The following is a 24,834-nucleotide window of genomic DNA, read 5'->3' as shown; positions in this document are numbered from 1 at the left end:
CTTAAATTCAGCGCTACTAGTGGATCGTTGAACAATGTTGAATCGCATTATTTAGTATATCATATCCTTCTAGGTGTATTTCCGAGTTCATCAAGAGGAGATTATGATATACTGTTGGTAGTAATTTTGACTAGACTAATTGAGGGTGATAAAATGAAAATTTCAACAAAGGGCCGTTACGGGCTTACGATTATGATTGAATTAGCAAAGCATTACGGAGAGGGTCCTATCCCTTTACGTAAAATTGCTGCCGAAAAGGAGCTTTCAGAGGCGTATTTAGAGCAATTAGTGTCACCGCTTCGTAATTCAGGCTTAGTAAAAAGTGTACGTGGCGCTTATGGTGGTTATATGCTAGCAAATCCACCGAGCGAAATTTCTGCAGCCCATGTTATTAGTGTACTAGAAGGGCCAATTCAACCAGTAGAGGGTATTGAAAACGAGGAAGCACCACAACGTGAGTTATGGTTGCGCATTCGTGACGCAGTAAAAAATGTGTTAGATACAACAACAATTGAAGATTTAGCACAATACACAGAAGAAAATGTAGCGGAAGGCTATATGTTCTATATTTAAAATGTTTAAGCTAAAGCGCTGCTCCCCATACGTATCATAGTTGAGTTGAAAAATAAACGGTGAAATCAAACACTTAGCTGTTTGTATTGAATTTCATGCTGAATGTTTTTCATAAAATTATGATAAATAATGTGGGTTCCAGCGTTTTTTATTAAAAAGGAGTTTTCAACATGAATTCATATATCTATCTCGATCATGCTGCCACATCACCGATGAATGGCCAAGTTATAGAAGCGATGACGTCTGCTATGCAACACGTATTTGGCAACGCATCCAGTATCCATGGGGCAGGTCGAGAGGCGCGCAAATATCTTGATGATGCTCGCGACATTTTAGCCAAGTCTATTGGTGCTCATGCGGGAGAAATAATCTTTACAAGTGGTGGTACTGAAGCTGATAATACGGCCATTCTGGGGACTGTCTATGCACGAGCTAAAGAGGGAAAGCACATCATTACAACACAAGTAGAGCATCATGCGGTGTTACATACATGTGAGAAACTTGAACGAGATGGCTTTGATGTGACTTATTTACCCGTGGATAAGGCAGGGCGTGTAGCTGTAGAGGATGTCCAAAAAGCACTTCGTGATGATACGATTTTAGTGACAATTATGTATGGGAACAATGAAGTGGGTACTATTCAGCCTATTGCAGAAATTGGTGAGCTATTACAAGGACATCAAGCTACCTTCCATACAGATGCCGTTCAAGCATATGGTTTAGAACAAATTGATGTGGCTCAATTAAAAGTAGATTTATTGAGTGTGTCCGCTCATAAAATTAATGGGCCTAAAGGAGTTGGGTTCCTTTTCCAAAAGGCTGGAACACCTTTAGCTACTTATGCATTAGGCGGTGCACAAGAAAAAAAACGTCGTGCAGGAACTGAAAATATACCAGCAATTATTGGCTTTGCGACGGCTATACAAGTTGCAAATAAGTTGCGTGAAGAAAAGCGTTCACTATACAATCACTTTAAGCAAATTATGCTGGATGTATTTTCACAGGAAAAATTAGCGTTCCATGTTAATGGTGATGAAGAGCAGTCATTGCCACATGTTTTAAATATTAGCTTTGAGGGCATGGAAGTAGAATCATTTTTAGTGAATCTTGATATGGCAGGAATCTGTGTATCTAGTGGTTCTGCATGTACCGCTGGGTCGATTGATCCATCACATGTGTTAGTAGCGATGTTTGGGCAAGGTACAGAGGAATTACGAAACTCGATCCGATTTAGCTTTGGTCAGGATTTAACGGAAAAAGATATACGTGACGCAGCTGAAAAAACAGCACAAATCGTGAAAAAACTAGCTAAAAGATAATTTGTGAAGAACATGTTAGGTTTCTACAATTTATGAAGCATTAACTGTAAATAGATAAAAGAAAAGGTGACCACAATGAAAGAAACACGTGACCCCTCTCAAATTCGCGTTGTTGTCGGCATGTCTGGTGGGGTAGATTCGTCGGTGGCTGCGTATTTGTTAAAACAACAAGGGTATGAAGTAATCGGGATCTTTATGAAAAACTGGGATGATACTGACGAAAATGGTGTTTGTACAGCAACAGAAGATTATGATGATGTCATAAAAGTATGTAATCAAATCGGCATCCCCTATTATGCTGTGAATTTTGAGAAGCAATACTGGGATAAAGTTTTCACATACTTTTTAGAAGAATATAAAGCAGGACGTACACCAAATCCTGATGTAATGTGCAACAAAGAGATTAAATTTAAAGCGTTTTTAGAGCATGCGATGAGCCTTGGCGCTGATTATTTAGCAACAGGTCATTATGCACGTATCGATCGTAGCGGTGATGGAGAAGTGCAAATGTTACGCGGTGTGGATAATAACAAAGACCAAACATACTTTTTAAATCAACTATCACAGGAGCAATTGGCTCATGTGATGTTCCCGATTGGCGATATTGAGAAAAAAGAAGTACGTAAAATTGCTGAAGAAGCAGGATTGGCAACAGCGAAGAAAAAAGATTCTACAGGGATTTGTTTCATTGGGGAACGTAATTTCAAAGAATTTTTAAGTCAATTTTTACCAGCTCAACCAGGCAATATGGAAACAATGGATGGCGTTGTCATGGGAAAACATGACGGTTTAATGTATTATACACTTGGGCAACGACATGGTCTTGGTATTGGTGGAGATGGTGAGCCGTGGTTTGTGTTAGGGAAAGACTTAGAGCGTAATGTTCTACTTGTTGGACAAGGTTTTGACAATGAGCATTTATATTCTACTTCATTATCTGCTGTAAAAATGAACTATACTTCGACAAAAAAATTGCCTGGGAAATTTTCTTGTACGGCGAAATTCCGTTATCGTCAAACGGATACACCAGTAGAAGTTGAAATATTAGCAGATGGACGTACTCATATTACATTTGCAGAGCCTGTCCGTGCTATCACTCCAGGACAAGCAGTTGTTCTCTATGATGGAGAAGAATGTATTGGTGGCGGAACGATTGATGAAGTCTTTAAAAGTAATGAAAAACTAACATATGTTGGATAACTTGCGCTAAGACTGCTTTTATTGCCGTATGGCTTCATGGAAGCAGTCTTTCGCTACATAGAGGTGAAGAAATAATGAATTATAATGAACAGGGCATTCAAGCATTTCAAGATAAGCGTTATGAAGAGGCTGCACAACTATTTACAAAGGCGATAGAAGCTGAGCCAGAAAATGCTATTGGTTATGTAAACTTCGGCAATTTATTAGCAGTCTTAGAGGATACAGAACGTGCAGAGCGTTTTTTCCAAAAGGCTATTACGGTAGATGAGACAGCAGCTACAGCTTATTATGGCTTAGCAAACCTTTATTACAATGCGGAACGCTATGCTGAGGCTGTAAAGCTTTATGAACAAGCACTTAAGCATCATATCGAAGGCGCAGATGTGTACTATATGATGGGGAAATGTTTTGAGCGTATGGAGAATCCAAAATTAGCATTGCCTTATTTACAAAGAGCCGTGGAAATTGCTCCCGAAGATACACAGATTCGATTAGCCTATGCAATTGTACTATGTGCATTAGAGATGTTTGAGCAAGGGAAGAAGGAACTGGATCTTTTAATTGAACAGGACTGGAACAATGCAGATGCCCACTATAATTTAGGTGTACTGTATGCAGTGTCTACAGAGCAAACAGAGGATGCGATGTATCATTTAAAACAGGCCTTTACCTTACAGCCAGAATACGATCAAGCTCGTTATATTTATGATATGATTGCTCAGCGATTTAACTAATAGATAAAAGCAGCAAGTGTGATTGGATGAACTTGCTGCTTTTTTATGCAGTTCTATAGTAGGGTGTCGATGTATTGTGGATCAAATTTTTATGATCATTCGATATTTTTTATAAAAATTATCCCATCCTCTTTTATTTTCAGGTTAAATTTGTTAGTGTATGTCATGCAGGAAAGGAATAGGTGACACGATGAATAAAGTATTTATGGCACTATTACTTGTAACAGCGCTTGCGGCAATTGAAGGAACGATTGTTAGTACAGCTATTCCAAGTATAACGGCAGATTTGTTAGGCGTAGACTTAATAAGCTGGATTTATTCCGCTTATTTATTAGCCTCTGCTATCGCTGCGATTATTTTTGGTAAGCTAGCCGATTTATTTGGGCGTAAACGGATGATTATTACGGGTATTATTATTTTTTTATTAGGTTCCATGTTATGTGGGTTAGCACAGTCAATGGAACAATTAATTGTCTTTCGTGCGATCCAAGGGATAGGTGCAGGCTCGATTTTACCAATTACATTAACGATGGTTGGTGAACTATTTACGACTGAAAAAGCACGTGCTAAAGGACAAAGCTATTTAAGCATGGTATGGGGCGTATCAGGCGTAGTTGGACCACTATTTGGAGGTTTTATTGTTGACCAAGTATCATGGCACTTTATCTTTTTCATTAATGTACCATTTGGTTTAGCTTCTATTTATCTAATTGTTAAACATTACAAAGAACAGCTTGAAGCAGTGAAGCGGAAAATTGATTATTTAGGTGCTGGCCTATTTACGGTCGGAATGGTTTCGCTCTTATATGTCATTATCGAAAACAGTAAGACACAAGCATGGTTATCGAGTCAATCGCTCATTATGTATGCCGTTGCAGCTGTATTTTTAGGCGTTTTTATTTGGGTGGAGCTACGTGCAGAAGAGCCAATTATTCCGTTAACATTGTTTAAAAATGGTCGTCTTATGGTGATTAATTCACTCACATTAAGTACGATGTCAATTGTCATTGGTGTGACGGTCTATATTCCGATATATGCGCAAAGTGTTCTTGGAAAAAATGCCACGCAAGCTGGCCTACTTCTAACTCCCATGTCCATTTTCTGGACGATGAATTCCATTGCAGCTGGCTATTTAATCGGACGTTTAACGAATAAACGAATTATCCAAATGGGGACGATTTTATTAGTTACGGGAACGATTATGCTGGCTAGACTATCTTCAGGCTCTAGTGATTTAAGCGTGTATCTTGGCTCTTCATTAATCGGGCTTGGTATGGGCTTTATAATGCCAATGTTGATGATTTCCATTCAAAAGGTGGCTAATCCGAAGCAACTTGGTATTTCAATTGGCCTCAATTCCTTCACCAATACATTTAGTCAAGCGGTAGGTGCAGCGCTATTTGGTATGGTTTTTAACCTTGCGACGAGTGAAAAAATGGCTTCATTAGGCAAAGGAGAAATTCAGCTTAATGGTGAGTTTGCAAAAGGTGGCTTTAGTCTAGAAGAAATAAGCTTTTTAAAGGGAACCATTGCGAATGGTGTAAGCTATGTATATATAACAACTTTAGTATTTGCCATTTGTGCCCTTATTTTATCTTTCTTTATTGTGACGAAATCCAAAGAAAAGGCTTGATTATGAATGAAAATCCACTTTGCTTCCAAGCAAGGTGGATTTTTTTGTTCAAGAGGATTTAATCATTATGATTCAGGTTTGGAAGTTGTGCAAAATATTTAGCTAGCTGTGATATAGGTGTACTATCTAATAAAGTGGGCTCGGCCTCATTTTCCTTTAATATATTAATCTCTTTATTGAGTCGCTCCATTTTTCGATCTAACTCAGCAGCTTGTAGTGCGGCTTCTTTTAATTCAACACGAATATGTTCTGGCACTTCTTTATTATATTTATAATAAATTTTATGTTCCAGGCTGGCCCAAAAGTCCATCGCAATGGTCCTGATTTGAATCTCTGTATAGACCTTCTCCATATGATCTGACATGAAAATAGGGATTTTTATAATAAGGTGTAAGCTTTGATAGCCATTGTCTTTAGGACTAGCAATATAGTCCTTCACCTGTACAACCTCAATGTCATGCTGTGCCTGCAACATGGCACTAACTTTATAAATATCCTCGACAAATGAACAAGTAATGCGAGCACCTGCAATGTCACGAATGTTTTCGCGTACGTCTTCCATCGTAGGAGGAAGTTCCTTTTTTAACATCTTTGTTAAAATGCTTTTTGGTGACTTTACGCGTGTTGAAATATGCTCAATGGGATTATATTCATGAATAAGCTTAAATTCTTCTTGCAAAATATTAATTTTAGTTTCCACTTCCTGTAAAGCAAATTTATAAGCTAAAAAGAAGCGTGTTAACTCAGTTTGAAATGATTTTAAAGAGTTTACTTCGAGTTCGGTTTTCATATTTAAAAAATCCTTTCCCTTATGTCTGTCGATACTTAATTATGTTCCACTTCTCATTCTATGTAGAATAGTCCTTCATCTCAATAAAATAGCAGCCAAAGAATTGGCATGGTTTAAATGTTAGGATAGTTTTTCATAAGGATAAAACCTTTCTACATCATATATAACTCACATAAGAGGTAAAAGGTTTCAAAAAGGCTAAAATGGATTGTAAAAGGTGAAGGAGGGGGAGTATTGTTGCAAACAAAGGGGAGAAAACTACCCCTTTGTGTTAACTAATAATTTCAGCATTTAAGTTATACCGTTTATTAAACTCATCCACAAATATTTGTAAGTCAATAGAGGTTCCTATATAGGGCTCTGTTTCTTGATCGCGTAGGAAACCACAAGTTGCCTTTAACGATTTAGAAAACTCTAGTAGCATTTGTTCATTATCAAGTTGAACATGAATTGCAAGAGAATGATCTTTTTTATTTACTTTGAAATACTTGCCATCAATGATACGTTCTAAATTCGTTTCTTGAAATGGAAAAACATAATCTTTATAAATGAGGTTCACATAATCCCGCCTTTTTTACAATATTTCACGACATCTGTATAGGGCAACTCTCCTCCAAAAATAGAGAGAGCACTCCCGATTGTGATATGAAGCTTTCCGTTGGCTAATTGTTTAAACTTTTCTAAGTCTTCTATTGAACGAATGCCTCCTGCATAAGTGGTTGGGATGGAGGTCCAGGCTGCAAGATCACGTACCAAACTTTCCTGCATCCCCCCTTTTTTTCCTTCCACATCGACTGCGTGAATTAACAGTTCATCACAATAATTTTCAATATCTTGAATAGAGGCCGCATTGACTTCGAAGTGACTAAATTTTGTCCATTTATCCGTCATGACAAACCACTTACCATTTCGCATTTTGCAGCTGAGATCAATGACAAGATGTTCTTTACCGATCAATTTGTTTAAATGTTGTAAACGTTCTAAATCGAGTTTGCCATCATGAAAGATATAGGAAGTGACAATCACATGTGAGGCACCAGCATCAATATATTTTTGGGCATTTGCAGCAGTAATGCCACCACCGACTTGTAACCCTTGTGGAAATGTAGCTAAAGCAGCTAGGGCAGCATCTTCATTTCCCTGACCAAGCATGATGACGTGTCCACCTGTTAAGTGATCCTGTGCAAACATTTGTGCATAGTAGCTAGAATCATAACTAGAAATAAAATTCTCAACGACTGTTTGATTGGTAGTACCTAAAGTACTCCCGACAATTTGTTTTACTTTGCCTTCATGTAAATCGATGCAAGGTCTAAATTCCAATAACTTCACGATCCTTCCGTGCCACTAATTCTTATTTATCATAGCATGGAAATATAGATAAAAGCTGAGAATTGTCATTTGTCGAAATAATGTAAAAATAATAAAGAGGAAATATTTTTATCAACGATATTTCGAAAGGTCTATGGTAAAATAAAAAGATTGAAAACAATTAGAAAGGGCGGACCGAATATGACAGATCATCTCGATTTATTTGAACTCAATAAATTTTTTATTCTCGGACGTCCGATTGTCTCTATTTTTCATAACACACAAAATATGTATTCCATTATACGAGTAAAAATTCAAGAGACAAACTTACAGTATGAAGATAAAGAAATTATTGTTGTTGGCTATTTTCCACCGTTACAAATGGATGAGCAATACCGTTTTACAGGTATATTAAAACAGCATCCTAAATATGGTGCACAATTCCAAATCGAGACATTTACAAAAGAGGTACCCGCTACTGAACAAGGAATTATTCATTATTTATCTAGTGACTTATTTGTAGGAATCGGGAAAAAAACGGCTGAAACCATTGTTGAAAAACTAGGTGCTAATGCATTACGTCTTATATTAGAAGATCCGAGTGCACTGGATGCTGTTCCACGTTTATCATCTGAAAAAAAAGAAGTGATCCATCGCACGATTGAGCAAAATCTTGGTTTAGAACGGGTAATGATCCAGCTAAATGAATGGGGCTTTGGTCCACAGCTTGGAATGAAAATATATCAAACCTACCGAACTGAAGCCATTGAATTACTAACCGAAAACCCATATCGCTTGATAGAAGATGTGGAAGGGGTAGGGTTCTTACGAGCAGATGAGCTTGGTGCCAAATTAGGCATTACCGGAAAACATCCTGATCGTGTTAAAGCAGCGATTTTCCATATTTTAAATACGGCTGCACTATCTGACGGGCATGTTTATCTAGATGCGGAGCATGTTCTACCACTTGTAAAGGAAATGCTTGAACAAAGCCAACGTCAGGAAATTCCGTTTGAAGACATCTCAAAAGCATGTATCGAGCTACGAGAAGAAGGCAAAATTTGTGGGGAAGAAACAAGATTATATTTACCCTCTCTTTATTTTTCAGAGGTTGGAATTGCCTCCAAAATATTGACGCTTGTTGAACGAAATAGCAAGGCTGAACATTTTAGCAAAGATGAGATTCGTAAAGCGATTGGTGAAACTGAGGAACTACTCCAAGTGACTTATGCTGAAACACAAGCAAATGCCATTGAACAGGCTTTAAATTCAGCCGTAATGATTTTAACAGGTGGCCCTGGTACGGGTAAAACGACTGTTGTACGTGGGGTTGTTGAAGTTTATGCGAAGCTTCATGGCTTATCATTAAATCCAAAAGAGTATGCTCAAAAAGAGGAGCCTTTTCCTATTATCCTTTGTGCACCTACTGGTCGAGCTGCTAAGCGCTTAGCTGAATCGACTGAACTACCAGCTATGACTATTCATCGTTTACTCGGCTTTACTGGTCAAGAAAAAGAAGAAGAGACTGAACGAGAGGTCACAGGTAAGCTTATTATTGTAGATGAAATGTCAATGGTGGATACGTGGCTTGCTCATCAATTATTAAAAGCTTTACATGAGGATGTACAGGTTGTCTTTGTAGGGGACCAGGACCAATTACCGCCTGTAGGACCAGGACAGGTGTTAAAGGATTTATTAGCATCCAAGCAGCTTCCAACGGTGGAATTGACAGATGTTTACCGACAAGCAGAGGGCTCTACAATTATTGAACTAGCCCATCAAATCAAAAAAGGAACCATTCCGAAAGATTTAACATCGAAAACTACTGATCGCTCGTTTATTAAATCATCCGTCAATCAGGTTGGAAATGTTGTGACACAGGTAGTAAAAAGTGCTGTTGCTAAGGGGCAAGAAATTCGTAATATACAAGTATTAGCTCCGATGTATAAAGGTCCTGCTGGCATTGATAATTTAAATAAAATGATTCAAGAGCTTATTAATCCTAATGATACAGGGACAAGAAAGGAACTTGTCTTTGGGGACGTAACATATCGAATAAAGGATAAAGTTCTGCAGCTCGTTAATCAACCTGAAAGTAATGTTTTTAATGGTGATATGGGAGAAGTCATTAGTATTATTAAGGCAAAAGAGACAGTAGAAAAACAAGATTTACTGATTGTCTCCTTTGATGGCATTGAAGTGACCTATCAACGAAGTGACCTCAATCAATTAACCCTAGCTTATTGTTGCTCCATTCATAAATCTCAAGGTTCAGAGTTTCAAACCGTCATTATGCCTGTTGTCAAAGGGTATTCAAAAATGCTGCGGCGTAATCTTTTATACACAGGGATTACAAGAGCGAAAAACTTTTTGATTTTATGTGGGGAACCAGATGTCCTGGCAGAGGGCTTGCAGCGCACAGACGATTTACAGCGTTTTACTTCGTTGCGCGCTCGATTAAATCCAATGGATGTCGAAGAAGTCATTGTTGAAGTCGAGGCAGTTCTAGTAAAACAAGAGATTGTGCAAGAAGCGGCTATCGAGGACCATAAATTAACAGTAGAAACAGCTCCTTATATTCATCCAATGATTGGTATGGATGATGTCTCCCCCTATGATTTTTTGGAAAAGTAAAGATTGTACCCGATTAGATTTGTTGCTAATCGGGGTTTTCTAATTAACAGTATCGTCACCTAATATTTTGACATTTCATATACTACATAAGTACAAAACATAGGAAATGTTTAGGAGTGACAACATGCCAATAATGACAGGACAGCAGTATATGGAACGTATCGATGCTTTAAACACGTATATTTCGATTGATGGGGAAGTTGTGACGGGCAAGGTGTCAGAACATCCTGCATTTAAGGGAATCATTCAAAGTCAAGCAAAGCTCTTTGATTTACAACATCAAGAAGCATATCTTGAAAAAATGACATATGAATCGCCAACTAGCAAAGAGAGAGTCGGCATGTCGTTCCTTCAAGTCATGAGTCCTGAGGATCTAGTAAAAAGACGTATGGCCGCAAGAGAATGGGCTTTACAAACAAACGGTTTGATGGGAAGAAGTCCTGACTACATGAATACGACATTGATGGCTTTGGCATCAGCATCGAACTTTTTGAAAGATAAGCCAAATTGTTTTCCAGACCATTTGCTGAAGTTTTATGAATATGCCCGTGAAAATGATATTTCCATGACACATACCTTTATAGAGCCGCAAGTAAACCGCAAGCGTTATTACTATGAGGATGAAGAAGTAACAATAGCTGCTAAAATTGTTGCAAAAACGGGCGAGGGCTTAGTCATTAAAGGAGCTAGATTACTAGCCACACAGGGAGGAATAACGGATGAACTTCTTGTTCTATCAACAAATGGCTATGATGAAGGAAAAGGTTTTGGCTTTTCTATACCGAGTAACACAAAGGGCTTAAAGTTTTTATGTCGGCAATCTTTTGTCGGAGGGGATTCTAAGTTTGATCATCCTTTAAGTGCACGCTTTGAAGAAATGGATGCAATTGTTGTTTTTGATGATGTAGTTGTTCCGTGGGAGCGTGTATTTTATTATGAAAATGTTGAAGTAGCCAATCAATTTATGAATGTTAGTGGCTTCCAAGCGTATACATTGCATCATGTGCTGTCACGTCAAATTGCTAAGACCGAATTCGTCCTAGGGATTGTACAAACGATTGTGGATACCATAAATATCGGGGATTACCAGCATGTCCATCAAAAAGTGGTAGATGTCATCGTAGCATTAGAAACGATGAAAGCACTGCAATTAAAATCAGAGATTGAGGCACAAAGGGATTCCTTTGGCTTTATAAGACCAGACCTATCGACATTACAGGTTGCTATTCATATTTTTCCGAAAGTATATCCTGCCTTTACAGATATCATCCAGTTACTTGGAGCAAGTGGATTAATGTCCATCCCGAGTGCAAAAGCTTTTGCAACGGATAATGGAGATCTTGATCATTATCTGCAATCATTTCAAGATAAAGGGGAGGAACGAGTTAAAAAGTTCCGTTTAGCTTGGGATTTAACGATGAGCAATTTTGGCACAAGGCAAACTCTATATGAACGATTTTTCTTTGGCGATCCTGTTCGTCTGTCAAGCCTACTCTATCAATCGTATAAGCGCGATCATTTAGTACAAAGAGTAGAAGACTTTTTGAAAAATGATTGATTAAAAGTTTGACAGTTGTGAAACTATCCGTTATTATGTACAGGAATAAAAAAATAAGACTCCCTTCGTTAGGTGAGGCTCCTATGTGGAGATACGCTACTACCCAAAAATGTCGAGAGACGCCAATGGGTCAACAGAAATCATCGAAATAAGGTGTTTTTTAACGTAGCTGGATAATTTCCTATGCCGCATAGTGCTAAAACTCAACGTTTGAAGGTAACAAAAATGCAAAGTTTTTTTGCTATTTTTTGATATGTGTATTCAACACGCCTTCATTCGTAGAAGGCGTGTTTTTGTTATGAAAGGAAGGTGATGAGAAATGGATAGTAGTCCTGAACCGAGTAAGCATGGGGTAGATAGTCAGCATTTATGGAGACAGCCGTCGTTTCTTATCGCCGGCACCGACAGAAGGTTTTAAACAATGACCTTTTGTTACTTTTTATAATAAAACACGAGGTGAAGTAACATGATTAAAATTCACTATTTCAATCACAATAGCAAAACAGTTCAACACGATTTCAAAATGAATGATTTAAGACTTCCCATTCATAGCGAGGATTTATTATGGGTGGATTTATATGCGTATAGTCATAATGAATTAAATAATATAGCAGATGTATTTGGCTTTCATCCACTAGCAGTGGAAGATTGCTTACATGAAGGCTCACGCCCGAAAATGGATAGTTATGGGGATTATAAATTTTTCGTTTTCCATGCACCTATCTACAATGAAAAAAGTAACAATGAAATTACAACGGTCGAGTTAAATATTTTTATGGGACCCAATTATATTGTTACCGTCCATAAACAAAAATTACAATGGCTTGGCCATATAGAAAAAGTTTGTTTAAATAGTGCGAAATATTTAGAAAAAGGCACTGATTTTTTATTGCATACGATCATTGATGGAATTACAGACGAGTATTTCCCTGTATTAGAGCGAATTCGGGCACGGATTGATGAGCTAGAAGAAGAAGTTTATGATTATCAACCGAAAGTAGTTACAGAAGAATTCCTTTCATTAAAACGAACAATTATTTTAATTCGTCAGGCTATCATGCCGCAACGAAGAATTTTTTCTACAATTAATGGACAATGGAAATTTGATATACAAGAGGAAAATATCCCTTTCTATAAGGATTTAAATGATCATCTTGAACGGATTGTCGACTCCACTGAAACGTATCGAGACTTAGTTAATAGCACATTAGATACGTATTACTCGATTATTAGTGGCAAGTCTATTGAAAAGCTGAACTTATTAACCGTTATTTCTACAATTATGTTGCCTTTAACTGTTATTACTAGCTTCTTTGGCATGAATGTACCATTACCTTATCAAGATTCACCTATGACAACGATTGCACTGAGTGCCTTTTTAGTGTTATTTACTTGGGGAATGTGGGCATACTTCAGAAGAATGATTGCTTAGTTATGATTTGTCGTATTAGTGCCAATTGACAGGTGAATAGATTTTTCTTATAATTTCGTTAGAAAAAGTAAACACGACGATGGAAAAAGTACGTAATTGCACGTGTAGAAGAAAAGGATTTCTTGGCTGAAAAAATCCTCACAGTGCAAATACCGAAAGCTACTCCGGAGTGCAGTTAATCCCTGCCGTTCACTGACGTTACAAGTGCTAAAGAGGTAAGTAAGAATTTTTACTTACAACTAGGGTGGTACCGCGAGACAGATGATAAGTCCTCGTCCCTTTTTGGGGATGAGGGCTTTTTTATTTTCATTTAGTAAAATAATTCCATTTATAGTTGTTGGTACCAATGTTTGTTTGCAGAGAATAGATGGGGCGTCAAGGTCTGATTCATATCGTGATTTTACAATATAAACTAGGAGGAATTTATCCAATGAAAGCAGTAGATATTCGTCAAATGTATTTGGAATTTTTTAAAGAAAAGGGGCATCACCATGAACCGTCTGCGCCTCTAGTGCCAATCAATGATCCATCCCTACTTTGGATTAACTCAGGTGTTGCTACACTTAAACCGTATTTTGACGGTCGTGTTATTCCTGACAATCCTCGAATTACAAATGCACAAAAATCAATTCGTACTAACGATATTGAAAATGTAGGTAAAACGGCGCGTCACCATACTTTCTTTGAAATGCTAGGAAACTTTTCTATTGGGGATTACTTCAAAAAAGAAGCTATTCATTATGCTTGGGAATTTTTAACGGATAAAAAGTGGATGGGCTTTGATCCTGAATTACTATCTATCACAATCCATCCTGAAGATCAGGAAGCGTATGATGTTTGGCATCAAGAAATTGGTATTCCTGAAGAACGTTTAATTCGTTTAGAGGGGAACTTTTGGGATATTGGAGAAGGTCCATCTGGTCCAAACTCAGAGATTTTCTATGACCGCGGCGTAGAATATGGCTCTGACGAAAATGACCCAGAAATGTATCCAGGCGGGGAAAATGAACGTTATCTAGAAATTTGGAACCTAGTGTTCTCTCAATTCAACCATAATCCTGATGGAACGTATACACCACTACCAAAGCAAAATATTGATACTGGTATGGGACTAGAACGTATTGTTTCCGTGGTTCAAAATGTACCAACGAATTTCGATACGGATTTATTCATGCCTATCATTGAAAAAATTGAGGAATTTGCCAACCGTAAATACAAACGCCCAAGTGAAGTAGATTTAAATGAAATCTTCGGCTCTGAAGAAGATATAAATACGCCATTTAAAGTTGTTGCAGACCACATTCGTACGGTAGCGTTTGCTATTGGTGACGGTGCCCTTCCTTCAAACGAAGGCCGTGGCTATGTATTACGCCGCTTACTACGTCGTGCTGTACGCTATGCAAAACAAATTGGTATTGAGAAACCATTTATGTTTGAATTGGTCCCAACAGTGGGCAAAATCATGGAAGGCTTCTATCCAGAGGTAACGGAAAAAAGTGAATTTATTCAACGCGTTATTAAGAATGAAGAAATTCGTTTCCATGAAACATTAGATGGTGGTCTTGCAATCTTTAATGAAGTAGCAGAATCACAAAAAGCGGCTGGTCATGATTTTATCCCAGGAGCAGATGCTTTCCGTTTATATGATACTTACGGTTTCCCAATCGAGTTAACGGAAGAATATGCAGAAGAAGTAGGAATGAAAGTCGATCATGAAGGCTTCGAAACGGCGATGGAGGAACAACGTGAACGTGCGCGTGCGGCTCGTCAAGATGTTGACTCTATGCAAGTACAAAATGAAGTATTAGCAAACTTAACGGTTGCCAGTGAATTTGTTGGCTTTGACACATTAGTAGCTAATACTGAAATTGCTGCAATGATTGTGAATGGTCAAGTAGAAAAAGTAGCATCTGAAGGCCAAGAAGCTTTAGTTATTTTAGCTCAAACACCATTCTATGCTGAAATGGGTGGTCAAATTGCCGATAGCGGTATCATTTCTAATGATAGCTTCACTGCTGTAGTAAAGGATGTTCAAAAGGCACCAAATGGTCAGCCGCTCCATACAGTAGTTGTTGAATCAGGTGAAATGCATGTGGAAGATGCTGTCCAAGCAATTGTTAATCGTGATGATCGCAATTTAATTATTAAAAACCATACAGCGACACATATTATGCAACGTGCGTTAAAAGATGTATTAGGTGATCATGTCAACCAAGCTGGATCATATGTAGGCCCTGATCGTTTACGCTTTGACTTCTCTCACTTTGGTCAAGTGACTAAAGAGGAATTACAGCAAATTGAACGTATTGTAAATGAAAAAGTGTGGGATGATATAGAGGTCGTTATTGAAGAAATGGCTATCGATAAAGCGAAAGAAATGGGTGCAATGGCGTTATTCGGCGAAAAATATGGCGATGTTGTACGTGTCGTTTCAATCGGAGACTATTCCATCGAGCTATGCGGTGGTATCCATGTAAAACGCTCTTCTGAAATTGGTTTCTTTAAAATTGTTTCAGAAGGTGGAATTGGTGCGGGTACTCGTCGTATTGAAGCAGTTACAGGTAAAGTGGCTTATGAAGTAGTCAAAGAAGAAGAAGCTCTTTTAAATGATGCGGCAGCATTGTTAAAAGCAAATCCTAAAGATATCGTAACAAAAGTACAAGCCTTACAAGGTGACTACAAAGAATTACAACGTGACAATGAAGCATTATCTCAAAAAATTGCCAATGCTCAGGCTGGGGCAATTGTTGATGCAGCACAAACAATTGGAGATGTCACAGTTCTTTCTACAAAGGTAGAAGCAAAAGACAATAACCAACTGCGTCAGATGATGGATGATTTGAAGGTGAAAATGCCAAAGGCTGTTATCGTTCTTGGAGCAGTGGATGGTGATAAGGTTATGCTATGTGCTGGAGTATCCAAAGAATTAGTTGGTGGCAATTACCATGCTGGAAATATCGTGAAAATGGTTGCAGAAGCTTGTGGTGGTAAAGGTGGCGGTCGTCCTGATATGGCGATGGCAGGAGCAAAAGAAGCTTCAAAACTTGATGAAGCACTACTTTCTGTGTATGATTATGTTAAATCCATTTAATTAATTCACCAAAACATGTTATAATAAAGAGAAATTGGAGATGAGCTTGTTCGCACATCTCCTTATTTCTGAAAGCGAGGTGCTGGTCATGAGTTCATTTGATCAAACGATGAAATTTAATTTTCCAGAAGAATCAATGGAACAGGAAGTCAAGCAGGTAATGTTGAAAGTTCATTCTTCATTAGAGGAAAAGGGATATAACCCTATCAATCAGATTGTTGGTTACTTACTTTCTGGTGATCCGGCGTATATTCCTCGCCATCAGGATGCTCGTAATTTAATTCGCAAGCTTGAGCGTGACGAAATTCTAGAAGAGCTTGTTAAATTTTATATCAAAAAGAATAACGAGGATTAGAAATGAGAATTATGGGATTAGACGTTGGGTCGAAAACCGTTGGCGTTGCTGTCAGTGACGCACTTGGCTGGACTGCCCAAGGTATTGAAACCGTAAAAATTGATGAGGCTAATGGCGAGTTCGGTATCGATCGTATCGCTGAGCTAGTAAAGGAATATGCAATAACAGAATTTGTTGTAGGCTTCCCGAAAAACATGAATAATACGGTTGGACCGCGTGGAGAGGCTTCTGAAAACTATAAAACGTTATTGGAAGAAACGTTCTCACTACCGGTTAAATTATGGGATGAACGTTTAACAACGATGGCAGCAGAACGTATGCTAATCGAAGCAGATGTGAGTCGCAAAAAGCGCAAGCAAGTCATTGATAAAATGGCAGCTGTGATGATTTTACAAGGCTATTTAGATAGCAAAAATTAATTGAAGAGGTGACTATACATGGCAAACGAGCATAACCATGAAGAAGAATTACACGTTCAACACATTACAGTGATTGATGAAAACGGAAATGAACAGCTTTGTGAAGTGATTCACGTACATGAATCTCCAGAGTTTGGAAAATCATACGTATTTTACTCAATGGTAGGCGCAGAAGAGGATGAAGATGGCTCAGTTGAAATTTTCGTTTCTTCATTCGTACCGTCTGATAACGGTGAAGATGGTGAACTAACACCTATCGAAACGGAAGCAGAATGGGATATGGTAGAAGACGTATTAAACGCTTTAGAAGATGAAGACGAAGAATAAGAATAATCTTCTTTCTTAAAGCTTGGAACAAGGATCGCAGCTTGCAGTCCTTGTTCCTTTTTTATTGAAAGTATGTAAATATCCGAATAATGGTGAGAATCTGCTCGAAGATATTTAGTACGTGTAGAAGTAACTACTTAGTATATGACATTATACTGTCAGAAGGAGATAATCGAATGAATGAAGAAACACAAGAATTTATGATAATTGATGAAAATGGAAAGGAACAACGTTGCCATGTGGTCTTTACATTTGATGCAGAGGATAAATCCTATGTGCTATTCTCTTTGTTGGATGCCAATGGTGAAGAAATTCCAGGAGATCTATCAGCGATGACTTTCGATTATGACGATAACAATGGCGAAATGACCAATCTACAGCCTGTCGAAACGGATGCTGAATGGGAAATGATTAATGAGGTGGTATTAACACTTCTAGATGAATTTGAAGAAGATCCGCAGCTTATTACCGTGACAAATGAAGATGGAACGGATCAAGTTTGTGAGGTAATTCATACTTTTGCATCCGAGCAATTTGGTAAATCGTATGTATTATATGTGCCTGCAACAGATGAGCCAATGGATGAGCGTGAAATTTTCGCGGCTCAATATCTGGCTGGAAATGACGGTTCCATCGAAGAGCTATTACCAATAGAAACAGATGAAGAATGGGTGTACGTTGAAGATATATTAAACGAACTATAAGAACGCTGAGTGGTTAGGAGCCACTCGGAGTTTTTTAGTTTTAGTAAAGAATCTTTCCATCAAGTTTAAACATTTCTATTACAATAATCGAACATCTTAGAAGAGCAATAATTACAGTCTGATAGTATTGTAAAGTAATGATATTAAAGCTATTTCACAAAGCTTTTAGCAAGACAATCTGCTGGCAAAAATAGCTGGCAGATTTTTTTATTTATGCAAATTCTCCTGAATTGTCGATTTCTGTTTGTCGTGATAGTTGATTTCTAGTATGATATTGGATAGTGATAGGGGGGAAACCCGTGGATAACGGTACTAAAAAACAAGAAATGTTTTCAAAAATGCAAGAAAAAAAATCAGAGGTAAAAATCGTGAGAAAAATCGTTGCCATTGTGGCAATTGTTTTTGTCCTCGTTATAGGGATTGTCGGTTTATTTGGGTACAATTATGTTAAGGGTGCTTTAAAACCACTGGATCCTGACGCGACAAAAGCAATTGCAGTAGAAGTACCAATCGGTTCTAGCTTGAGTTCAATTTCTACATTATTAGAGAAAAAAGGTGTTATTAAAGATGCGCGTGTTTTTAAATACTATGCAAAATTTAAAAACGAATCTCAATTCCAAGCAGGGAATTACGATTTAACGCAAGCGATGACATTTGATGAACTTATCGAAAGCTTAAAAACAGGGAAGGTATACCGAAAACCTGTCTTTACAATGACGATTCCTGAAGGCTTAACAATTGAGCAAATTGGGAAAGTTATTGAAAAGAAAACGCCATATACACAAAAGGAATTTATGGATTTAGTAACAAGTGACACATTTGTTCAACAAATGATGGCCAACTACCCTGAGCTAGTAACGGATGCAGTGTTAGCTGACAATATTCGCTATGATTTAGAAGGCTATTTATATCCAGCTACTTACTCGTACTATGAGGAGAAACCATCTCTAGAAGCGATTGTTGAAGAAATGATAGGGGCTATGAACAATGTGGTGAAAAATTACAGTGATGTTTTAGTGGAAAAACAAATGTCCGTTCACCAACTGTTAACATTTGCATCATTATTGGAAGAAGAAGCTACGGCTCAAACAGATCGAGAGACAATAGCAAGTGTCTTCTATAATCGTATTGATGAAGGGATGCCACTACAAACAGACCCAACTGTTTTATACGCGCTTGGTGATCATAAAGATCGTGTGCTGTATGAAGACCTAGAAGTAGATAATGCCTATAATACTTACAAAAATAAAGGCTTACCACCAGGCCCAATTGCGGGTGCTGGAAAGACTTCTATTGAGGCGACATTAAACCCTAGTCAAACAGATTATTTCTATTTCTTAGCAGATAAAGAGGGTGTCAACCACTTCTCGAAAACATATGATGAACATTTACAGAAAGTAGCAAAATATTTACGAAAAGAAGAATAAGCGTTAGCAAAGAGTAAATGGCATAGAGCAAACATAGGGAATAGAAGGAAAGAAAAATAGCTTTCCTTCTATTTTCATGCTATTATAAAGTGTGATTTTTGATCAATCCGTTTATTCGGGACAAATATGCGTGGTGGCAATTGTTTGAGCATGTCAAAAACAATTGCTCATTTTTGTATGGCAAAGTACCAAGACATCACGTTTGGTCTTTTTCTTTTTGTTGATAAATGATGAAGTACGGACAACGGCTACATGCGCACGTTGCCTTTTAATTGAGGGTGGAACAATGGAATTATCAGATGCATATATACAATCATTTATACAGCCACGTAATGAATTGCTTTTAGAAATGGAAGCATACGCGGAGGAGAATCATGTACCGATTATGCAACTTGCAGGTATTGATGCTTTAAATCAATTGTTGCGCATTCAAAATCCGCAAAAAATTTTAGAAATTGGCACGGCAATTGGTTATTCTGCTATTCGCATGGCAGAAGCTTTACCAAATGTCCATATCGTTACGATTGAACGCGATATAGAGCGTGTGACAAAAGCTAAAGCCTATATTGAACGGTCAACCGTATCTGATCGAATTAAGGTCATTGAAGGCGACGCTTTAGAGGTAGAAGATAAGGCCATTGACACAGAGTTCGATGCAGTATTTATCGATGCCGCAAAGGGACAATATCAGCGCTTCTTTGAAAAGTACGCGCCTCTCGTAAAATCAGGCGGAGTCTTGTATATCGACAATATGTATATGCATGGCTTGTCAGATCTAGATTTGAAGGATGTCCCACGTCGAAAACGTACAATGATCCGCAATTTAAAAAACTTCACAGAATGGATAATGCAGCACCCAGATTACACTAGTGCTTTTTTACCAGTAGGTGACGGTTTATTACTATGTTTGAAGAGGTGACTACTATGAAAAAACCAGAATTGCTTGTGACACCACAATCATTAGAACATATTAAAGCACTTTTAGACGCTGGAGCGGATGCTTTTGTTATTGGTGAACAACAATTTGGTCTACGTCTAGCAGGAGAATTCTCAGTAGATGAGGTGGAAGAGGCAACGAAGCTCATTCACGCGGCAGGTAAAAAAGTTTATGTTGCAGTGAATGGCCTTTTCCATAATGAAAAACTGGAGGCGCTTGCCGACTATTTAAAAGAAATGCAACGTATCGGTGTGGATCGTTTAATTTATGGCGACCCAGCAGTATTAATTATTCGTCGTGAGCAAGGCGTAACAATTCCATTGCATTGGAATCCTGAGACGACTGCAACAAACTGGTTTACGGCTAATTATTGGGGAAAACGCGGCGCGACTCGTGCAGTGTTAGCACGTGAGCTTTCTCTTGATGAGGTTTTAGAAATTAAAGAAAGTGCAGAATTAGAAATTGAAGTACAAGTACATGGTATGACTTGTATGTTCCAATCAAAACGCCCGCTTCTTGGCCATTATTTCTTATATCAAGATAAAGTGATGGAAATTGAAAATCGTAAAGATAATCGTAACATGTTCCTACATGATGATGAGCGCAATAATAAATATCCAATTTACGAAGATGTAAACGGTACACATATTTTTAGTCCTAATGACATGTGTGTTATTGATGAACTTGGCGAATTATTCGAAGGTGGCATCGATGCCTTAAAAATTGAGGGTGTGCTACAAACTCCAGAATATGTGGTAACTGTGACGGAGGCCTATCGCAAAGCCATCGATGCATATTTTGACTTATCCGAAGAAGCATATGATGACATAAAAGATGAATTATTAGCAAAAATTGAAGATATTCAACCAGCCATTAGACCATTAGATACAGGCTTTATCTTCAAGGAAACTGTTTACTAAGAGGGGGCAATAACATGGCATTAGCGTTAGAACAAAATGACAAAATCCGTGACATTGTCGACGGTAAACGTGTCATTACAAAAAAACCAGAGCTACTTGCCCCAGCGGGTAGCTTAGAAAAATTAAAAGTAGCCGTGCATTACGGAGCGGATGCTGTATTTATTGGGGGACGAGAGTTTGGTCTACGTTCCAATGCAGATAATTTCTCTATAGATGAAATGCGTGAAGGGGTAGAGTTTGCTAATCAATATGGTGCGAAAATTTATGTAACGACAAATATATTTGCACATAATGAAAATATGGCAGGCTTGGAGCGATATTTAAAAGATATTGAGTCGGCAGGTGTGACAGGTATTATCGTTGCAGACCCACTAATTATCGAAACATGTCGTACAGCTGCCCCTAAACTTGAAATTCATCTTTCTACACAGCAGTCATTGTCCAACTGGAAGGCAGTGCAGTACTGGAAGGAAGAGGGCTTACATCGTGTTGTATTAGCACGTGAGGTAGGCGGAGAAGAAATGAAAATGATGAAGGAAAAAGTCGATATTGAAATCGAGGCTTTCGTTCATGGCGCCATGTGTATTGCTTATTCTGGCCGTTGCGTTCTATCTAACCATATGACTGCTCGTGACTCTAACCGTGGCGGTTGCTGCCAATCATGCCGTTGGGATTACGATTTATATGAATTAGAAGATGGGGAAGAAAAAGCACTGTTTGATGATAATCACGCATCCTTTGCTATGAGTCCAAAAGATTTAAAATTAATCGAAGCGATTCCACATATGATCGAGCTTGGTATCGATTCTTTAAAAGTAGAAGGGCGTATGAAATCGATTCACTATGTGGCAACCGTTGTATCCGTATACCGCAAAGTTATCGATGCTTACTGTGCTGATCCTGATAATTTTAAAATTAAACGTGAATGGCTAGAGGAGCTAGATAAATGTGCAAACCGTGATACAGCTGAAGCATTCTTCCATGATGCACCTGGCTCAGAGGAGCAAATGTTTGGTATTCATGGCCGAAAAACAACATATGAATTTGCTGGTTTAATTTTAGAACATGATCCAGAAACAAAAATGGTTACGATGCAGCAACGAAATTATTTTAAACCTGGTGACGAAGTAGAGTTCTTTGGCCCAGAAATCGAGAATTTCCGTCTGACAATGGGAGAAATTTGGGATGAAGATGGCAATAGCCTAGATGCAGCACGTCATCCATTACAAATTGTTAAATTTAAATGTGACACACCATTAATGCCGCATAACATGATGCGAAAGGAGAATAACTAATGGAAGTGAAGCGTCCTGTTGTTATCGGTATCGCTGGTGGCTCATGCTCAGGTAAAACGAGTGTGACGCGCGCCATCTATGATGTTTTCCGAGAGCATTCAGTTGTTGTTATTGAACAAGACTTTTATTATAAAGATCAAAGTCATTTAACATTTGAAGAGCGATTAGGAACAAACTACGATCATCCGTTAGCATTCGATAATGATTTATTAATACAGCACATCAAGAAACTTTTAGTGCGGCAACCAATCGAGAAGCCAGTTTATGATTATGTGCAGCATACTAGAGCAGCAGAAGTGATCCATGTTGAGCCGGTAGATGTTATTATTCTAGAAGGAATTCTCGTGCTAGAAGATGCTGATCTGCGTGATTTAATGGATATTAAATTATTTGTAGATACCGATTCTGATTTACGAATTATTCGTCGTATTATGCGCGATATTAAAGAACGTGGACGTACAACAGATTCAGTTATCGATCAATACTTATCAGCGGTTCGACCAATGCATAATTTATTTATTGAACCTACAAAACGTTATGCTGATATCATTATTCCTGAAGGTGGGGATAATGAGGTAGCAATTGATTTAATGGTAACGAAAATTAAAACTATTCTTGAAACCGACAACGTATTGTAATAAGATAGAGTGGTATTGACAATATTTACATGCATATTTAAAAAAAGCATGCATACTATTAGGTCAAAGCGTAATTTGAAAAACGTTTAAAAATAATAAAATTCGATTAAATGCACCTACCAAGCATTTAGTCGAGTTTTATGTTTTTATATTGAAGAAACAAGGAGTGAAGGACTTTGGCAAATGAAAAACAGTACCCTATGACAGCTGAGGGAAAACGTAAATTAGAAGAAGAATTAGTGAAATTAGAAACTGAAACACGTAAAGAAATCGTTGAACGTATAAAAATAGCTCGTGATTTTGGTGATCTTTCTGAGAATGCTGAGTATGATTCAGCAAAAGAAGAACAAGCCTTTTTAGAAGGTCGTATTTCAACTTTAAAATCAATGATTCGCAATGCAGTGATTATTTCTGAGGATGAAACAGATAACAGTGTGGTATCACTTGGGAAAACGGTTACATTTGTAGAAATTATTAATGGTAAACCATCAACTGATGAAGAATCTTATACAATTGTAGGTTCGGCTGAGGCAGACCCAATGGAATTCCGTATTTCAAACGAATCACCAATTGCGAAAGGCTTACTTGGCCGCGCTGAAGGCGAAGAAGTAGCTGTTCAAACACCTGGTGGCGAAATGAAAGTTAAGATTGTTTCAATTAAATAATATGTAAGTGGACAAGCAGCTGGTCTTTCTAATTCAGGGAGGCTAGCTGCTTTTATATTTCAGGCTGAAATGCCACGAAATAAATTAATGAGTATAATTGTTTTGCAAGTGCTGTCGAACTTGATAGAATATTTGCTAGAGAGGGGGAGGAAATATGAGTGAACGACAAACTCGTAGTAGTCGTCATTTGCAGCCATCTCGTAATAAAAAGCTAGATAAACTATTGAATGTTTTAATTGGTGTAGTAGTTGTACTAATTATTATCACAGCAACTTATGTGTTTAAATGGCAAGATGATGCAGAACAAACAGTGAAAGATGAACCGGCTCAAGAGGAAAAAGACGACAACAAAGAAGTGGATAAAGAGCCTGTGAAAGAGGATGAAAAGGATCTGGCAGTAGAAGAAGATCAAGCTTCAGAGGAAGAGGATGGATCACACCCTGAAGAAAATCAGCAGGAACAAGGTGTGCCAGAAGAATCAACTTCAGATAATCCAAACGTAGAGAAAGTTATCACAAATAAAAATTGGCAGCCAACACCTACAACTCAAACGGGACAGCATGTGTCTTCCTACGACTCTTCATCCATAGACTGGTCTGAAAAAGTAGCAACTGTTACAGGTGTAACGGGTATTAATCAAGATAATTTGATTATTTGGCGTATGCAAAATAACGGTGGTCCTAATTCTTCAATTGCCACAGTTTCAACAAAAGATAAATCACAGATGTACCGTGTCAGTATGGAATGGGTGGATAATGAAGGATGGTTGCCTGTAAAGCTTGAGCAGCTGAATACATTAGAAGGCGCCTATTGACGAAAATCACTCTTTTGATTATTTTTAATAGAGTTGATAAAGAAGGGAAGTAACATTA

23 protein-coding genes, 1 riboswitch and 1 other annotated feature are annotated in these 24,834 nt (G+C 37.9%); of the genes, 20 read left to right on the top strand and 3 right to left on the bottom strand.

The genetic code is table 11. The features are described from left to right. Positions 1-153 precede the first annotated feature (153 nt). The 5 genes from MKY80_RS15915 (at position 154) to MKY80_RS15895 (ending at position 5,459) form a co-directional block, all read left to right on the top strand. Positions 154-573, top strand: coding sequence for an Rrf2 family transcriptional regulator (locus MKY80_RS15915; RefSeq protein WP_008181126.1), 420 nt, complete (start codon positions 154-156; stop codon positions 571-573). Positions 574-743: 170 nt separating this feature from the next. Beyond that, positions 744-1,892 carry a cysteine desulfurase family protein gene (locus MKY80_RS15910; RefSeq protein WP_089986669.1) on the top strand — a complete coding sequence of 383 codons (1,149 nt, stop codon included), beginning with the start codon at positions 744-746 and terminating at the stop codon, positions 1,890-1,892. A gap of 75 nt (positions 1,893-1,967) precedes the next feature. Beyond that, positions 1,968-3,092 (top strand): tRNA 2-thiouridine(34) synthase MnmA, encoded by a 1,125-nt coding sequence (mnmA, locus tag MKY80_RS15905; protein WP_089986668.1) that lies wholly within the window; start codon positions 1,968-1,970, stop codon positions 3,090-3,092. 74 nt (positions 3,093-3,166) lie between these two features. Next, a complete protein-coding gene (locus MKY80_RS15900; RefSeq protein ID WP_069482099.1) occupies positions 3,167-3,826 on the top strand; it encodes a tetratricopeptide repeat protein in 660 nt (219 codons plus the stop codon). A 190-nt stretch (positions 3,827-4,016) separates the two neighbouring features. Beyond that, positions 4,017-5,459, top strand: coding sequence for an MDR family MFS transporter (locus MKY80_RS15895; RefSeq protein ID WP_089986667.1), 1,443 nt, complete (start codon positions 4,017-4,019; stop codon positions 5,457-5,459). A 58-nt stretch (positions 5,460-5,517) separates the two neighbouring features. On the opposite strand, the gene MKY80_RS15890 is transcribed toward MKY80_RS15895, so the two are convergent. From MKY80_RS15890 to hisA, 3 genes are all read right to left on the bottom strand, one after another. Continuing rightward, positions 5,518-6,249: a GTP pyrophosphokinase family protein gene (locus MKY80_RS15890; protein WP_089986666.1), complete on the bottom strand. Its 732-nt coding sequence runs from the start codon at positions 6,247-6,249 to the stop codon at positions 5,518-5,520. Between the two features lie 271 nt (positions 6,250-6,520). Next, positions 6,521-6,808, bottom strand: coding sequence for a hypothetical protein (locus tag MKY80_RS15885; protein WP_008181526.1), 288 nt, complete (start codon positions 6,806-6,808; stop codon positions 6,521-6,523). Beyond that, positions 6,805-7,572 (bottom strand): phosphoribosylformimino-5-aminoimidazole carboxamide ribotide isomerase, encoded by a 768-nt coding sequence (hisA, locus tag MKY80_RS15880; protein ID WP_089986665.1) that lies wholly within the window; start codon positions 7,570-7,572, stop codon positions 6,805-6,807. The genes MKY80_RS15885 and hisA overlap by 4 nt, the downstream gene beginning before the upstream one ends. Positions 7,573-7,761: 189 nt before the next feature. On the opposite strand from hisA, the gene MKY80_RS15875 reads away from it, so the two are divergent. The 15 genes from MKY80_RS15875 to MKY80_RS15805 all read left to right on the top strand — a co-directional run bounded on the left by MKY80_RS15875 (position 7,762) and on the right by MKY80_RS15805 (position 24,776). Next, on the top strand, positions 7,762-10,194 hold the full coding sequence (locus tag MKY80_RS15875) for an ATP-dependent RecD-like DNA helicase (protein WP_089986664.1): 2,433 nt from the start codon (positions 7,762-7,764) through the stop codon (positions 10,192-10,194). 124 nt (positions 10,195-10,318) lie between these two features. Further along, a complete protein-coding gene (gene hpaB, locus MKY80_RS15870; RefSeq protein ID WP_089986663.1) occupies positions 10,319-11,752 on the top strand; it encodes a 4-hydroxyphenylacetate 3-monooxygenase, oxygenase component in 1,434 nt (477 codons plus the stop codon). A 57-nt stretch (positions 11,753-11,809) separates the two neighbouring features. Then, positions 11,810-11,974, top strand: a riboswitch (M-box (ykoK) riboswitch). A gap of 244 nt (positions 11,975-12,218) precedes the next feature. Next, the gene (gene corA / locus MKY80_RS15865) at positions 12,219-13,184 is read left to right on the top strand and encodes a magnesium/cobalt transporter CorA (protein ID WP_089986662.1); all 966 of its coding nucleotides are present in this window, start codon (positions 12,219-12,221) and stop codon (positions 13,182-13,184) included. A gap of 67 nt (positions 13,185-13,251) precedes the next feature. After that, positions 13,252-13,467, top strand: a binding site (T-box leader). 147 nt (positions 13,468-13,614) lie between these two features. Further along, positions 13,615-16,275 carry an alanine--tRNA ligase gene (gene alaS, locus MKY80_RS15860; protein WP_096365189.1) on the top strand — a complete coding sequence of 887 codons (2,661 nt, stop codon included), beginning with the start codon at positions 13,615-13,617 and terminating at the stop codon, positions 16,273-16,275. Between the two features lie 88 nt (positions 16,276-16,363). Further along, positions 16,364-16,630, top strand: coding sequence for an IreB family regulatory phosphoprotein (locus tag MKY80_RS15855; RefSeq protein WP_004226839.1), 267 nt, complete (start codon positions 16,364-16,366; stop codon positions 16,628-16,630). A 2-nt stretch (positions 16,631-16,632) separates the two neighbouring features. Continuing rightward, positions 16,633-17,049: a Holliday junction resolvase RuvX gene (ruvX, locus tag MKY80_RS15850; RefSeq protein ID WP_008180957.1), complete on the top strand. Its 417-nt coding sequence runs from the start codon at positions 16,633-16,635 to the stop codon at positions 17,047-17,049. An 18-nt stretch (positions 17,050-17,067) separates the two neighbouring features. Then, the gene (locus MKY80_RS15845; protein ID WP_008180955.1) at positions 17,068-17,376 is read left to right on the top strand and encodes a DUF1292 domain-containing protein; all 309 of its coding nucleotides are present in this window, start codon (positions 17,068-17,070) and stop codon (positions 17,374-17,376) included. 176 nt (positions 17,377-17,552) lie between these two features. Continuing rightward, complete coding sequence (locus tag MKY80_RS15840; RefSeq protein WP_008180953.1) at positions 17,553-18,080, top strand: DUF1292 domain-containing protein; 528 nt, start codon at positions 17,553-17,555, stop codon at positions 18,078-18,080. Positions 18,081-18,379: 299 nt separating this feature from the next. Next, positions 18,380-19,507 (top strand): endolytic transglycosylase MltG, encoded by a 1,128-nt coding sequence (gene mltG, locus MKY80_RS15835; RefSeq protein ID WP_025114354.1) that lies wholly within the window; start codon positions 18,380-18,382, stop codon positions 19,505-19,507. A gap of 286 nt (positions 19,508-19,793) precedes the next feature. Continuing rightward, positions 19,794-20,426: an O-methyltransferase gene (locus MKY80_RS15830; RefSeq protein ID WP_036127267.1), complete on the top strand. Its 633-nt coding sequence runs from the start codon at positions 19,794-19,796 to the stop codon at positions 20,424-20,426. A 5-nt stretch (positions 20,427-20,431) separates the two neighbouring features. Continuing rightward, positions 20,432-21,364, top strand: a complete 933-nt coding sequence (locus MKY80_RS15825; RefSeq protein WP_008180948.1) for a peptidase U32 family protein — start codon at positions 20,432-20,434, stop codon at positions 21,362-21,364. Positions 21,365-21,378: 14 nt separating this feature from the next. Further along, complete coding sequence (locus MKY80_RS15820; RefSeq protein ID WP_008180945.1) at positions 21,379-22,659, top strand: U32 family peptidase; 1,281 nt, start codon at positions 21,379-21,381, stop codon at positions 22,657-22,659. Next, positions 22,659-23,297 (top strand): uridine kinase, encoded by a 639-nt coding sequence (gene udk, locus MKY80_RS15815; protein WP_008180943.1) that lies wholly within the window; start codon positions 22,659-22,661, stop codon positions 23,295-23,297. Before MKY80_RS15820 ends, udk begins: the two co-directional genes overlap by 1 nt. Positions 23,298-23,473: 176 nt before the next feature. Next, a complete protein-coding gene (greA, locus tag MKY80_RS15810) occupies positions 23,474-23,962 on the top strand; it encodes a transcription elongation factor GreA (RefSeq protein WP_008180941.1) in 489 nt (162 codons plus the stop codon). A gap of 154 nt (positions 23,963-24,116) precedes the next feature. Then, on the top strand, positions 24,117-24,776 hold the full coding sequence (locus MKY80_RS15805; protein WP_096365193.1) for a YrrS family protein: 660 nt from the start codon (positions 24,117-24,119) through the stop codon (positions 24,774-24,776). Positions 24,777-24,834: the final 58 nt, after the last annotated feature.

Source organism: Lysinibacillus sp. FSL R5-0849 (assembly GCF_038595075.1).
Classification (GTDB): Bacteria; Bacillota; Bacilli; order Bacillales_A; family Planococcaceae; genus Lysinibacillus; species Lysinibacillus fusiformis.
This window is presented reverse-complemented; position numbering and strand designations above follow the sequence as displayed.